At 67.4% G+C, this 12,742-nt stretch carries 13 protein-coding genes, 1 tRNA gene and 1 pseudogene; 6 read left to right on the forward strand and 9 right to left on the reverse strand.

Annotated features, from left to right (window positions below):
* Positions 1 to 326: pseudogene (locus ACFE7K_RS01680) on the forward strand (hypothetical protein); the annotation flags it as partial.
* Positions 327 to 652: 326 nt separating this feature from the next.
* On the opposite strand, the gene ACFE7K_RS01685 reads toward ACFE7K_RS01680, so the two are convergent.
* A tRNA-Thr gene (locus ACFE7K_RS01685) sits at positions 653 to 727 on the reverse strand.
* Positions 728 to 1,000: 273 nt separating this feature from the next.
* On the opposite strand from ACFE7K_RS01685, the gene ACFE7K_RS01690 reads away from it, so the two are divergent.
* A complete protein-coding gene (locus ACFE7K_RS01690) occupies positions 1,001 to 2,032 on the forward strand; it encodes a glycosyltransferase family 2 protein (RefSeq protein ID WP_375396423.1) in 1,032 nt (343 codons plus the stop codon).
* Between the two features lie 28 nt (positions 2,033 to 2,060).
* On the opposite strand, the gene ACFE7K_RS01695 is transcribed toward ACFE7K_RS01690, so the two are convergent.
* Both ACFE7K_RS01695 and ACFE7K_RS01700 read right to left on the reverse strand, forming a co-directional pair.
* The gene (locus ACFE7K_RS01695; protein ID WP_375396424.1) at positions 2,061 to 2,789 is read right to left on the reverse strand and encodes a class I SAM-dependent methyltransferase; all 729 of its coding nucleotides are present in this window, start codon (positions 2,787 to 2,789) and stop codon (positions 2,061 to 2,063) included.
* A 1-nt stretch (position 2,790) separates the two neighbouring features.
* A complete protein-coding gene (locus ACFE7K_RS01700) occupies positions 2,791 to 3,222 on the reverse strand; it encodes a GtrA family protein (protein WP_375396425.1) in 432 nt (143 codons plus the stop codon).
* A gap of 104 nt (positions 3,223 to 3,326) precedes the next feature.
* Between ACFE7K_RS01700 and ACFE7K_RS01705 the strand changes: the two genes are divergently transcribed.
* Entirely contained in the window at positions 3,327 to 5,087 is a 1,761-nt protein-coding gene (locus tag ACFE7K_RS01705; RefSeq protein WP_375396426.1) for an AcrB/AcrD/AcrF family protein, read from the forward strand.
* A gap of 201 nt (positions 5,088 to 5,288) precedes the next feature.
* Here ACFE7K_RS01705 and ACFE7K_RS01710 read toward each other — a convergent pair whose 3' ends face one another.
* The 5 genes from ACFE7K_RS01710 to ACFE7K_RS01730 form a co-directional block, all read right to left on the reverse strand.
* Entirely contained in the window at positions 5,289 to 5,915 is a 627-nt protein-coding gene (locus ACFE7K_RS01710; RefSeq protein WP_375396427.1) for a MarC family protein, read from the reverse strand.
* Between the two features lie 61 nt (positions 5,916 to 5,976).
* Complete coding sequence (gene folD / locus ACFE7K_RS01715) at positions 5,977 to 6,852, reverse strand: bifunctional methylenetetrahydrofolate dehydrogenase/methenyltetrahydrofolate cyclohydrolase FolD (protein WP_375396428.1); 876 nt, start codon at positions 6,850 to 6,852, stop codon at positions 5,977 to 5,979.
* 42 nt (positions 6,853 to 6,894) lie between these two features.
* Entirely contained in the window at positions 6,895 to 7,200 is a 306-nt protein-coding gene (locus tag ACFE7K_RS01720) for a YggT family protein (protein WP_375396429.1), read from the reverse strand.
* A gap of 64 nt (positions 7,201 to 7,264) precedes the next feature.
* The gene (gene argB / locus ACFE7K_RS01725; protein ID WP_375396430.1) at positions 7,265 to 8,164 is read right to left on the reverse strand and encodes an acetylglutamate kinase; all 900 of its coding nucleotides are present in this window, start codon (positions 8,162 to 8,164) and stop codon (positions 7,265 to 7,267) included.
* Between the two features lie 49 nt (positions 8,165 to 8,213).
* Positions 8,214 to 8,885, reverse strand: a complete 672-nt coding sequence (locus ACFE7K_RS01730) for a queuosine precursor transporter (protein ID WP_375396431.1) — start codon at positions 8,883 to 8,885, stop codon at positions 8,214 to 8,216.
* A gap of 158 nt (positions 8,886 to 9,043) precedes the next feature.
* Here ACFE7K_RS01730 and ACFE7K_RS01735 point away from each other — a divergent pair, with 158 nt between their 5' ends.
* Positions 9,044 to 10,318, forward strand: a complete 1,275-nt coding sequence (locus tag ACFE7K_RS01735; RefSeq protein WP_375396432.1) for a NupC/NupG family nucleoside CNT transporter — start codon at positions 9,044 to 9,046, stop codon at positions 10,316 to 10,318.
* Positions 10,319 to 10,526: 208 nt separating this feature from the next.
* On the opposite strand, the gene ACFE7K_RS01740 is transcribed toward ACFE7K_RS01735, so the two are convergent.
* Entirely contained in the window at positions 10,527 to 11,081 is a 555-nt protein-coding gene (locus ACFE7K_RS01740; protein ID WP_375396433.1) for a fasciclin domain-containing protein, read from the reverse strand.
* Between the two features lie 200 nt (positions 11,082 to 11,281).
* Between ACFE7K_RS01740 and ACFE7K_RS01745 the strand changes: the two genes are divergently transcribed.
* Together ACFE7K_RS01745 and ACFE7K_RS01750 are read left to right on the forward strand one after the other, a co-directional pair.
* Complete coding sequence (locus ACFE7K_RS01745) at positions 11,282 to 12,154, forward strand: dienelactone hydrolase family protein (protein ID WP_375396434.1); 873 nt, start codon at positions 11,282 to 11,284, stop codon at positions 12,152 to 12,154.
* A gap of 65 nt (positions 12,155 to 12,219) precedes the next feature.
* Entirely contained in the window at positions 12,220 to 12,738 is a 519-nt protein-coding gene (locus ACFE7K_RS01750; RefSeq protein ID WP_375396435.1) for a TIGR00645 family protein, read from the forward strand.
* Positions 12,739 to 12,742: the final 4 nt, after the last annotated feature.

A 12,742-nucleotide genomic window follows, 5' to 3' on the forward strand; every position in this document is an offset into this window, starting at 1 on the left:
TATGGCGGCGTGACTCACAACCAATGGCCTCCGGCAAACCCGGGGCGGTTCAGATGGCATCAAATGTGACGAGCCTTGACGATTTCAGCTTTGTGAAAGGCGGCGAGCGGGTCGCCCTCTCGAAAATGGATCAACCATTCGATTGGGACACGGCCGCTGGCGTCGTCCGTGGTCAACTCTCAGACGCGCTGACCGCGCGTAATCTGGCGTTCCTGTTCGGCTCTGGCTGCTCCTCCTTCATGTCGGAAGGAAACAAGTTGGCATGCCAACGATGGCGCCGATCGACACGCGTCGTTTCGTCATCGCAGCTGAACGACAATGGCTGAAAGACTGGCTTGGCCTAGACATTCAAGCGGAGCATTTCGCCCGCAACCTTGAGCGCCTGATGGAGTTACTTTACAGCGCGCGGTGTGAACCGCCCCGGGTTTGTCGGAAGCTCCAACTTCTGAGAAGGTGGAGCGATGACAAGCAAGACGACGAACCCACGGCGGTTCAGTTGGTGATGCAACATAATAGCATGTCAGGCATGACTGCTATCAGTCTCATATCAGGCGAGAGGGCCGCACAGCGGTGCGAAAAGCCCCCCTAAAAGATCCCTTTTTTGTCCGTGAGGTGATCTCGGTCCCCGAAGGAATGGCCAAGTCATTGAAAATGGTGCTGCCGGTGAGGATTGAACTCACGACCTCAGCCTTACCAAGGATGCGCTCTACCACTGAGCTACGGCAGCAATGCGGGCGAGGCCCGGCGGGAGGCGCGGCTATTGTCCGGGGCGTGGCGGATTGTCAAGGCGCGCCGGTCCGCGCTAGAGCCCGCGTCATGCCGCCGGGACGCGACAAAGGAGGCGGGCGCGCGGCGCGGCTGGCCGTACAATTGCGCGCCAACCTGCGGCGGCGCAAGCAGCACGGGCGCGAGGGGGCGGACGCAACCGAGACGGACACGGCCGGCCCGGCTGTGAAAGGCGATGACGCCGGGACGCGAACGCCGTAAGGACGCAAGGGTCATGCATCGCCCGCGCCTGTCAATCATTATCCCCTGCTATAACGAGGCGCTGTCGCTCGACCATCTCCACGCCCGCCTGTCGGCCGCCGCGCTGGCCGAGGTCGGGGAAGAATACGAACTGGTGCTGATCAACGACGGATCGAAGGATGACAGCTGGGCGATCATGCAGCGGCTGGCGGCCGGCGATCCGCGGCTGGTGGCGATCAACCTGTCGCGCAACCACGGCCACCAGCTGGCGCTGACCGCCGGGCTCGACCTGTGCGCCGGCGAGCAGATCCTGATCATCGACGCCGACCTGCAGGACCCGCCCGAACTGCTCGGTCCGATGCGCGCGACGATGGCGGCGGAGGCGGCCGACGTGGTCTATGCCGTGCGCCGCAAGCGCGAGGGCGAAACGTTGTTCAAGAAGGCGACCGCCGCCCTGTTCTATCGCATGCTGACGCGCGTCACCGACACGCCGATCCCGCTCGATACCGGCGATTTCCGGCTGATGAGCAGGCGCGCGCTCGACGCGTTCCTGTCGATGCCCGAACAAGCGCGGTTCATCCGCGGCATGGTTGCGTGGATCGGGTTCCGCCAAGTGCCGTTCGCTTATGATCGTGCCGAGCGTTTCGCGGGCGAGACCAATTATCCCTTGTCCAAGATGCTGCGGCTGGCGTTCGACGCGGTCACCGGATTCTCGACCAAGCCGCTGACCTTTGCCAGCCATGCCGGTCTGGCGCTGACCGGCGCCTCGGTGCTGCTGCTGGTCTATATCGCGGTCGGCTTTCTGTCGGGGACGGCGGTGCCGGGCTGGACGTCGCTGGCCTTCATCGTCGTGCTGCTGGGCGCGGTGCAGATGTTCGTGCTGGGGATGATCGGCGAATATCTGGGCCGGCTATATATCGAGGCGAAGCGGCGGCCGCTCTACCTGGTCGCCGACGTGGCGGGGTCGGTACAGGGCGAGGCGACGCTCGGCTATCGCGCGGCCGAGCCCATGGCCGCGCCGCGAATCGTCGTCGCGCCGGCGGACGAGGTGCGCGCGGCGGAGTGATCGCCGGTCGGCTGAACGGCCGGACACCTCAAGACGGCACCGCCAGCGCGATGATCGACACTCCCGGCGTCATCGGCACGCGCCCGACCAGATGGCGTTCCAGGCGGAAGATCGTTTCGAACAGCGCGTTGACCGCGGGCGGCGGGGGCGCGTCGTCGCTGTCGTCACGACCCGCCAGCCGCCCCACCAGTCGCGCCGTCGCGGCGAGCGGGAACAGCAAGGAGTTGAAATAGCCTAGCTTGCGCGGCGCCAGCCCGGCATCGCGGATCGCCCCCGCCAGGCTGGCCTTCGAATAGCGGCGATGATGGTGATTGACGACGTCGTGCGCCGACCACATCCACTGGTGCGCAGGCACCGCGATCAGAATCTTGCCACCGGGCGTGAGGCACTCCTTCATCGCCTTCAACGCGGCGACATCGTCCTCGACATGCTCGATGACGTCGAGCACCGCGACCAGGTCATACGCGCCGCGCGGCACATCGGGAAGCGCGGGAAGCGGGCTGGCGCCGACCCCCCTGCCCAGCCGCTCGCCGGCGATCGCGCGCGCCTGCGGGTCGATCTCGATCGCGTCGACCCGGCCGAACCGCGCCAGCATCGGCAGGTTGTGCCCGGTGCCGCAGCCGATCTCCAGGATACGCGCATCCGCCGGCAATTGCCCCTCGCGCGTCAGATAGTCGGCCAGGATGTCGCGCCGGGCGCGATACCACCAATGGGTGGAATCATGCTGCGCCATCCGATCATAGACGATGCGGTCCATGTTACCTGAAGACCAGCTGGCGGTTGAGCCCGAAGGTCGCAATCGGGGTCACCAGCACCGCCGGGACCAGCGGCAGCCACGCCGGGCCGTGGAACAAGGGGCCGGTGATGATCCAGGTGAAGGCAAGGTTCAGCGCCATGCCGAAGCCCTGCACGGCGATAAACTTGGCATGTTGCCGCCCGCTCGGATCGCGCGTGCCATACCCCCTGAAGCTCCACTTGCTGTGCAGGACGAAGCCGGCGGCCGCGGCGACCAGAAAGCCGGGGGGGACCGCCAGCACCGACAGCCGCCGCCCGAACACGAACAGGGCCAGCGGCAGGTATGCCGCCGAATAGATTGCGGTCGAAATTGCCCCGGCGATGCCGAACCGCACCAGCTGACCCAGCACCGGGCTGGTGCGCCACGTCCGGAATTGCTTGAGGATCGCCGTCATTCGCTTGCCCTTGGGGATATGCACGCCCTAGGGTGCGACATCTGCCGAGGAAAGCATCTTTGACGGTCGTGGGTCGGAACCCCAATCCCAGCAGGGGCGGCGAGATGATCCGCGACATCGACCGGCATTGGATCAAGCTGGCCCTGGTCGCCTGGGCGATCGTGGCGACCTGGCTGTTCGTCGCGCATTGGCAGCAGGTGCAGGCGCTGGGGCTCGGCGACACCGACGACAACATGCGGCTGATGCAGGTCCGCGCGCTGCTCGGCGGCCAGGGCTGGTATGACCTCCGCAACTACCGGATGAACCCGCCGGGCGGCTTCGACATCCACTGGAGCCGGATCGTCGACCTGCCGATCGTCGGCATGATCCTGCTGTTCCGCCCGTTCATGGGCAATGGCGAGGCCGAGCGGCTGGCGTGCGGCATCGCGCCGCTGCTGCCGCTGTCGCTGGCGATCCTGGGACTGGGCGCGACGGCCCGCCGGCTGATCGATCCGCGGGCCTGGCCGCTGGCGACGGTGCTGCTGGTCGCCAGCTGCTATTCGACCATGTACATGTTCCACCCGGACCGGATCGACCATCACGGCTGGCAGCTGGCGATGCTGAGCCTGACAATCGCCGGGCTGTGCGATCCGCGACGGGTGCGCGGCGGCGTGCTGGTCGGCGTGGCAAGCGCGGTCAGCCTGTCGATCGGGCTGGAGATGCTGCCCTATGCGGCAATGGCCGGGGCGATCATCACGCTGCAATGGGTGTGGGACCGGGCAGAGGCGCCGCGCGTCGAGGGCTATGCGCTCAGCCTGGCGGCCGGCACCGCTCTGGGCTTCGCGCTGTTCGCGTCGAACGACAACCAGGTCGCGCGTTGCGACGCGCTGACGCCGGTCTATCTGTCGGTGATGGTCGCGGCCGGCGCGCTGTTGTTCGGGCTGGCGCGCGCCAGTCCCGCCACGCGCGCATTGCGGCTCGGGCTGGCCGTGACGGCGGCTGCCGCGATCGTCGCGGGCTTCACCGTGCTGTTCCCGCAATGCCTGGGCCGCCCCGAACAGGTCTCGCCCGAGCTCGTCCGCAACTGGCTGGACAATGTCAAGGAAGCCAAGCCGATCTACAAGCATCCGTTCAACCTGGTGTTCCCGGTCGTGACCCTGCCGATCATCGGGCTGGTCGGCGCGATCGTCGGCGCGTGGCGGGCGCGGCGGGCGCCTTGCGCGATCGGCTGGACGGCGGTGGCGCTGTTCACCGCCTTTGCCTGCGCGATGCTGCTGTGGCAGGCGCGCGCGGGGCCGGCGGCGCAGATGCTGGCGGTGCCCGGCGCGGTGGCGTTGCTGTGGGTGGCGGTGCCGTGGCTGATGCGCAGCCGCTGGCTCCCCGTGCGCGTGTTCGGGACGGCCGCAACGGCGCTCGCGCTGTCGGGCACGTTTGTCGGACTGTCCTTGCCGTATCTGCCGATCGATCGCCCCAGCAAGCGGACCCAGATCATCAACCGGGCCAGCGGACGATGCCCCTATATCGGCTTTCTCAAGCCGCTGAACGCCTATCCGGCGCAGATCGTGTTCACCTTCATCGACCTCGGCCCGCGGCTCATCACCGTCACCCATCACAGCGCGATTGCGGGTCCCTATCACCGCAACGGCGATGCCATCCTCGACGTCCAGCATGCCTTTGACGGCAGCCCCGACCAGTTCCGCGCGATCGCCAGGAAGCATGGCGCGACGTTGCTGCTGGTCTGTCCCAACATGGCCGAATCGACGATCTATCGCGTGCGCAATCCCGGCGGCTTCTACGACCGGCTGGCGCACGGCGAGCGACCGGACTGGCTCATCCCCCTGCCCCTGCCCGCCGGATCGCCGCTCCGGCTGTTCCGCATCGATTGAGAGAGCCGGCCAAAGTTCACAGAAGTTCACGGTATCGGCGGCGACGTGCGCGCCGGTTGGAAGAGTCCGGGAACGACAAAGGCGTCGGCTGAGCAGCATTCATCGCGCAGGACAGGATATGCTCAAGGACCTGGCGTAGGACAGCCGAATATTGCCGCCATTCACCGTACCCACCGGGTGCGTCCGGGCCGGCAGTATTGCTCACGACCGAACCAGGCTGATCCTGACCCCGTCGATCACGAACTGCACCGCCAGCGCGGCCAACAGCACGCCCAGGATGCGCGTGATCACCGCCTCGATCCTGGTGCCGAGCAACCGCATCATCGGCGTGGCCGCGAGCAAGGCGGCAAGCGTCAGCGCCAGGATCGTCGCCAGCGCCGCGAGCACCATCGCGACGCGCTCGGCGCCGTGGTTGCGGCTCATCATCAGCATGACCGACGCGATCGATCCCGGTCCCGCGATCATCGGCATCGCCATCGGGAAGATCGAGACGTCCTCGACCTCGGGCGTCGCGGCAACCCGGGCGGCGCGGTCCTCGCGGCGTTCGGTGCGGCGCTCGAACACCATCTCCAGCGCAATCAGGAACAGCATGATGCCGCCGGCGATGCGGAACGCCGACAGGCTGATGCCCAGCGCGGTCAGCATCGCCTCGCCGATCGCGGCGAACGCGAACAGGATGATCGACGCGACGACGACCGCGCGGATCGCCATCGCGCGGGCCTGCGCCGGCGCCGCCCCGCTGGTCAACCCGGCATAGATCGGCGCGCAGCCGGGCGGATCGATCACGACAAAGAAGGTGACGAGCGCGGAGAGGTAGAGCTCGATCATCTGGGCGGCGTCATTTGCGAAACCCGATCCACTGGCCGATCGACGGCGGCGAGCATCAGCATCACAGCGCCTCCTTGTCGTACGGCACGCCCTCGCGCCGGCACGCCGAAACCAGCGTATTCCGCAGCAGCACCGCGATCGTCATCGGCCCGACCCCGCCCGGCACCGGGGTGATCGCCCCCGCCACGCCCAGCGCGCCGGCAAGATCGACGTCGCCGACCAGCCCCGCTTCGGTGCGGTTGATACCGACGTCGATCACGATCGCGCCGGGCTTGATCCAGTCGCCCCGGACCATTTCCGCTCGCCCGACGGCCGCCACCACGATGTCTGCGCGCCTGACCACGTCCGGCAGGTCGCGCGTCTTCGAATGCGCGACGGTGACGGTGCAGCTTTCGCGCAGCAGCAAGTGCGCCATCGGCTTGCCGACGATGTTCGAGCGCCCGATCACCACGGCGTCCATGCCCGTCAGGTCGCCCAGCCGGTCCTTGAGCAACATCAGGCACCCGAGCGGGGTGCACGGCACGAAGCCATGCAGTCCCGTCGCCAGCCGCCCGGCATTTTCGGGCGTGAAGCCGTCGACATCCTTGTCGGGATCGATCCGCGTGGTGACGACGCGCGCGTCGATGTGATCCGGCAGCGGCAGCTGGACGAGAATGCCGTCGACCGCCACATCGGCATTCAGCCGGTCGACCAGCGCGAGCAGGTCGTGCCTCGGCAGGTCGGCGGGCAGGCGGTGCGCGAAACTCGCCATCCCGGCGGCGACCGTCGCCTTGTGCTTGTTGCGGACATAGACCGCGGATGCCGGGTCGTCGCCGACCAGCACCACCGCCAGCCCCGGCGCGCGTCCCGCCGCCGCCGCGAACGCTGCGACCTGCGCGGCAATGCGCTGATGCAGGCGGGCGGCGAACGCCTTGCCGTCGATGATCTCGGCCGTCATGGTCAGGGGTGATAGAGCGCGGCGGCGATCCGCGCCAGCGGATCAGATCGCGCCGCTGCCCAGATACCAGGCGGCGATATTGGGGATGACGATCCGCGACAGGATGCCGATCACCAGCAGCACGACCAGCGGCGACAGGTCGAGCGCGCCGAAATCGGGCAGGATGCGCCGGATCGGCCGGTACAGCGGCTCGGTCATGCGCTGCAGCGCCAGCCAGATCGTCCGCACCAGGTCGTTATAGGTGTTGATGACGTTGAACGCGATCAGCCACGACAACACCGCCTGGATGACGATGATCCACCAGATCACGTCGAGCAGCACCTGGATGATTTGCAGGAGGGTGATCAAGGGAAGCTCCGAAAGTGTCGCGCATCGATAGAGGAACAAGCAGCGGGCGGCCAGCCCCCGTGCATCATGCCCGGACCAGCGTGCCCGCGCCGCGCCGGGTGAAGATCTCCAGCAGCATCGCGTGCGGCACGCGTCCGTCCAGAATCACCGCCGCCTCCACCCCCGCCGCGACCGCCGCGACGCACGTGTCGACCTTGGGGATCATCCCGCCCGAAATCGTGCCGTCGCGCTTCAGCGCGGCGATGCCCACGCGGTCCAGGTCGGTCTGGAGCTCACCGGCCTTGTCCAGCACGCCCGCCACGTCGGTCAACAGGAAGAAACGCGTCGCACCCAGTTCGCCCGCAATCGCGCCGGCCATCGTGTCGGCATTGATGTTGTAGGTCGCGCCGTCCGCGCCGAGCGCGACCGGTGCCACCACCGGGATGAAGCCGTCCTTGGCCAGGTTGCGCAGGATCGTGGCGTCGACCGAAACGGGTTCGCCGACAAAGCCCAGGTCGACATGGCGTTCGATCCCTGAATTGGGATCGGCTTCGCGTCCCGTGACCTTTTCGGCGATCACCAAATTGGCGTCCTTGCCCGATATGCCGACCGCGCGTCCGCCCAGCGCCGCGATCCAGCCGACGATCTCCTTGTTGATCTTGCCCGCCAAGACCATCTCGGCGACTTCGGCGGTCGCCGCATCGGTGACGCGCAAGCCCCCGACGAACCTCGATTCGACCCCCAGCCGCTTGAGCATCGCGCCGATCTGCGGACCGCCGCCATGGACGACCACCGGGTTGATGCCCACCGCCTTCAGCAGCACGACATCCTCGGCAAAGTCGCGCTGCGCCTCGCGGTCGCCCATGGCGTGGCCGCCATATTTGATGACGAAGGTCTGGCCGGCATAACGTTGCAGGTACGGCAGCGCCTCGACCAGCGTTTCGGCCTTGGCGAGCAAGGCGGGGGGCGGACGGTTGTCGGTCATCGCGCGGCCCCTAGCCAATTCGTCCCTCCTGCGAAAGCCGAGGCGACGGCTATCGGTCCAGGCGCCGGCCGAGCGCGACGAAGGCATAGACCAGCAGCGGCACCAGCACCGCCGACAGCAGCACCTTCACCACCATCTGCCCGATCAGCAGCTCGCGGATCGGAAACACCCCCAGAAAGGCGATGCTGACGAACAACAGCGTGTCGACGATCTGGCTGAGCACGCCGGCGACCCCCGCGCGCAGCCAAAGCAGCCGCTGCCCCTCGCGCCCCTTCAGGAAGCCGAAGATCGTGACGTTGAGCGTCTGCGAGATGCCGTAGGAGATGATCCCGCCGATCCAGATGCGCGGCGTCCCTCCCATCATCAGCGCAAAGGCATCCCGGCGTGCCGGGTCCATGTCGGCGGCGGCGGGGATCGTCAGCACCGCCAGCGACAGCAGGATCGACACGATCAGGGGCACAAAGCCGAACCGGACCAGCCGGGTGGCGGTCGCCGGCCCGTGCAGCTCGGCCACCGCGCTCGACACCACGACCAGCAGCAGGAAGGCGAAGATCCCCGCCTCGATCGCCAGCGGCCCCAGCCCGATCACCGGCCCCAGCGCCGACAGCGGCCCGAGCGCCACCTGCTTGTTGCCGAGCACCCCGGCGATACACACCATCCCGCCATAGAAGATCGCAAAGGCGAAGAGCGAGCGCGGGATGGCGGGGGCCGGACTGTCCATGCGCCGCGAGGCTAGCCGGAATCGCCCGTGCGTCAATTGGCGAGGGCCGCCGTCGGCACGGGCGTGCGGGCGTCGGTAGAGGCTGGCGTCGACGGATTTTATCGCCATACCGGTGCCGGGCGTCGCGGCGGCGGGGCGAAACGGGGACGGCGAACATCATGACCAGGGTGCTGATCGGACTGGCCGGGATCGTCGTGATCCTGGCGATCGCCTTCCTGCTGTCGACCGACCGCCGCGCGATCCGGCCGCGCGTGGTCGGCGCGGCGTTCGCGCTGCAGGCGGTGATCGCGGTGCTGGTGCTGTACGTCCCCGCCGGCAAGGCGGTGATCGCGGCGATGGCGGGCGGCGTGTCGGCGCTGCTCGGCTATGCCGGCGAAGGCACCAAGGTGATCTTCGGCCCGCTCGCCACCGATCCCACCTTCGGCCACGCCTTCGCCATCTCGGCGCTGCCGGTAATCATCTTCTTCGCCGCGCTCGTGTCGGTGCTCTATCATCTCGGCGTCATGCAGGTCGTCATCCGCTGGGTCGGCGGGGCGATCGAAAAGGTGGTCGGAATCAGCAAGGTCGAGTCGCTATGTGCGGCGGCCAACATCTTCGTCGGCCAGTCGGAGGCGCCGCTGGTGATCCGGCCCTATCTCGCGCGGCTGACGCCGTCGCAGCTGTTCGCGGTGATGTCGGTCGGCATGGCCGGGGTCGCGGGCACCATCCTGGCAGCCTATGCGCTGCTGCTCGGCCCGGCGTCGCTGCCCTATCTGCTCGCGGCGTCGTTCATGTCGGCGCCGGGCGGGCTGCTGATGGCCAAGATCATCATGCCCGATCCGCGCGTCGCCGACGGCGAACTGCCGCTGGGCGACGGCAATCCGGTACTCGCGCAGGAGGATCACGCGATCCGCGCGGCGGACGCCGACGAGGAAGAGCGCGCGTCCAACGTCATCATGGCCGCCGCAATGGGCGCGCAGACCGGCGTCAAGATCGCGGTCGCGGTCGCCGCGATGGTGCTGGCGTTCGTGTCGCTGGTGGCGCTGGCCAACGGCCTGCTGGGCTTTGTCGGCGGCTGGTTCGGCCATCCCGACCTCAGCTTCCAGGGGGTGCTGGGCGTGATCCTCGCACCGGTCGCCTGGCTGCTCAACATCCCCTGGAACGAGGCGGGGACGGCCGGCGGCCTGCTCGGCACCAAGGTGGTGCTCAACGAGTTCGTCGCCTTTGCCGACCTCGGCAAGGTCACCACGCTCAGCCCGCGATCAACCGCGATCGTCACCTTCGCGCTGTGCGGGTTCGCCAATTTCTCGTCGATCGCGATCCAGATGGCCTCGACCGGCAGCCTTGCGCCCAATCAGCGGCCGATGATCGCCAAGCTCGGCATCCGCGCGCTCGCGGCGGGCAGCCTCGCCAATCTGATGTCGGCGGCGCTGGCGGGCCTGCTGGTCCCGTGAAGAACGGCCCCTTCGCCAGGACGAAGGGGCCGCGATCGGCCGCGCTTGGAGGGTGTTTTTGAAAACGCGCCGGGGCGCGTTTCGCGGTGCCGGCCCGCTCCCCCTCCCCCTCCCGGCCACCCACTTAGTATCCTGATGGGTGGCCGGGAGGGGGAGCGGGCCGGTGCCGTATCTAAAGTCGCTCTTCCGCGGGTTTACAGATGAACTCCTACGGCATCAGCACCGTGTCGATGACGTGGATCACACCGTTCGACTGATAGACGTTGGCGATCGTGATCTTCGCCGCGCCGCCCTTGGCGTCCATCACCATGAAGCCCGTACCGGACTTCATGAAGGACAGCGTGCCGCCCTGGACGGTCGTGTAGGTCGCGGTCCCGCCATTGGCCTTTGCCTTGGCGGCGATGTCGGCCGAGCTGATCCGACCCGGTACGACGTGATAGGTCAGGATGCCGGTCAGCATTTCCTTGTTCTCAGGCTTCAGCAGCGTGTCGACGGTGCCGGCAGGCAGCTTCTTGAACGCCGCGTTGGTCGGCGCGAACACCGTGAACGGCCCCGGGCCCGACAGCGTCTCGACCAGGCCGGCGGCCTTCACCGCGGCGACCAGAATGGTGTGGTCCTTTGAATTGACCGCATTCTCGACGATCGTCTTGGTCGGGTACATCGCGGCGCCGCCGACCATCGGGTTCTTGGGGGCGAGCGCGATCGCGCTGCTGCCCATGACGAGGGCGGCGGCGGCAAGCGACGTGCGGAATGGATGCTTCATGGGATTCTCCTGTAGGCGGGGTTCGTTGACCGACGCGCCAGCAGGTACGGGTATGGCCGCGAAATGATGCGCGGCGGCGGAAATAACGCGGGCCACGGCCTTCGTCACGATCTTCTGTGCCATCCCGGCCTCGTAATCTGTCGGTCTGCCTCCTAGGGTGCGGCCAGCTTGCCGGGGGGCGACTCGCAGGAGACTGTTCGATGTGCGACGAAATCACCGCTGCCGATAACGACCGGCACCTGGCCGAGGCGGGCGTGTCGCGTCGCCAGTTCGGCGCGATGTCGGGCGCGGCGGGGCTGGTCATGATGCTGCCCGCGCCCGCCGACGCCCGGCCGGTGGCGGGCAGGGACGTCGCGATCACTACCCCGGACGGCGATGCCGACGCCTATTTCGTGGCGCCCAGGACGGGCAAGTCGCCCGGCGTGCTGATCTGGCCCGACATCATGGGCCTGCGCCCCGCTTTCCGCCAGATGGCCGACCGGCTGGCGCAATCGGGCTATGCCGTCCTGGTCGTCAACCAATTCTACCGCTCGACCCGGTCGCCGTTCCTGAAGCCCGGCGAATCGTTCGACCAGCCCGATGTCCGCGCCAGGATCATGCCCTTCGTCCAGGCGCTCGGCACCGACGGCACGGTGCGGGACGCCACCGCCTTCGTCGCGTTCCTCGACCAGCAGCCCCAGGTCGACGCCAGGCGCGGCATCGGCGTGACCGGTTATTGCATGGGCGGGCCGATCGCCTTTCGCACCGCCGCGGCGCGCGCCGATCGCATCCGCGCGGTGGGAAGCTTCCATGGCGGCGGTCTGGTCACCGAAAAGCCCGACAGTCCGCACTTGCTGATCCCCACGACCAAGGCCGATTATCTAATCGCCATAGCCGCCAACGACGACGACAAGGCGCCGACCGATAAGACCACGCTGCGTGGCGCGTTCGACGCCGCCAAGCGCCCCGCCGAGGTCGAGGTATATGCCGGTACGATGCACGGCTGGTGCCCGCCCGACAGCCGCGTATACGATGCGGCGCAGGCCGAAAAGGCGTGGGCAAGGCTGCTCGTGCTGCTCGGCAAGGCGCTTTAAGATGCCTTGATCGACCAACGCCCGCACGGCTTTCCGACGCCGGACGGGCTTGGCAGGGGGGAATGATGATCAAGCGGCTTGAACATATGTTCGAAACGATCCTGTTCGGGTCGCGCTGGCTGCTTGCGCCCTTCTATCTGGGGATGGTCGGCGGACTGTTCATCCTGCTGGCCGTATTCTTGCGCGAACTCTTCGATGCGGTGCTCCACGTGGCCGTGATGACGGTCGAAACCTCGATCCTGAAGCTGCTGACGCTGCTCGACCTGACGCTGGCGGCCAATCTGGTCGTGGTCGTCATCCTGGCCGGCTATGAGAATTTCGTGTCGAAGATCAATACCGACGGGCATGAGGATCGCCCAGGCTGGATGGGCACCACCAGCTTCAGCGGGCTGAAGCTCAAGCTGTTCGCGTCAATCGTCGCAATCTCGGGCATCCAGTTGCTCAAGCTGTTCATGGCGCTCAGCACCGGCGCGGCCGGTAATGCGCAGGTCATGTGGATGACGATCATCCACCTCGCCTTCGTGGTCACCGCCTTGCTGTCGGCGATAACCGATTACACGACGTCGCACTGCCAGAAACACTAGGCTT

The organism is uncultured Sphingomonas sp., assembly GCF_964244265.1.
Taxonomy (GTDB): domain Bacteria; phylum Pseudomonadota; class Alphaproteobacteria; order Sphingomonadales; family Sphingomonadaceae; genus Sphingomonas.

Bases quoted from the DNA above. Each gene is read 5' to 3' on its own strand.
- ACFE7K_RS01690 (WP_375396423.1), top strand. From the start codon at position 1,001: ATGCATCGCCCGCGCCTGTCAATCATTATCCCCTGCTATAACGAGGCG.
- ACFE7K_RS01695 (WP_375396424.1), bottom strand. From the start codon at position 2,789: ATGGACCGCATCGTCTATGATCGGATGGCGCAGCATGATTCCACCCAT.
- ACFE7K_RS01700 (WP_375396425.1), bottom strand. From the start codon at position 3,222: ATGACGGCGATCCTCAAGCAATTCCGGACGTGGCGCACCAGCCCGGTG.
- ACFE7K_RS01705 (WP_375396426.1), top strand. From the start codon at position 3,327: ATGATCCGCGACATCGACCGGCATTGGATCAAGCTGGCCCTGGTCGCC.
- ACFE7K_RS01710 (WP_375396427.1), bottom strand. From the start codon at position 5,915: ATGATCGAGCTCTACCTCTCCGCGCTCGTCACCTTCTTTGTCGTGATC.
- folD (WP_375396428.1), bottom strand. From the start codon at position 6,852: ATGACGGCCGAGATCATCGACGGCAAGGCGTTCGCCGCCCGCCTGCAT.
- argB (WP_375396430.1), bottom strand. From the start codon at position 8,164: ATGACCGACAACCGTCCGCCCCCCGCCTTGCTCGCCAAGGCCGAAACG.
- ACFE7K_RS01730 (WP_375396431.1), bottom strand. From the start codon at position 8,885: ATGGACAGTCCGGCCCCCGCCATCCCGCGCTCGCTCTTCGCCTTTGCG.
- ACFE7K_RS01735 (WP_375396432.1), top strand. From the start codon at position 9,044: ATGACCAGGGTGCTGATCGGACTGGCCGGGATCGTCGTGATCCTGGCG.
- ACFE7K_RS01740 (WP_375396433.1), bottom strand. From the start codon at position 11,081: ATGAAGCATCCATTCCGCACGTCGCTTGCCGCCGCCGCCCTCGTCATG.
- ACFE7K_RS01745 (WP_375396434.1), top strand. From the start codon at position 11,282: ATGTGCGACGAAATCACCGCTGCCGATAACGACCGGCACCTGGCCGAG.
- ACFE7K_RS01750 (WP_375396435.1), top strand. From the start codon at position 12,220: ATGATCAAGCGGCTTGAACATATGTTCGAAACGATCCTGTTCGGGTCG.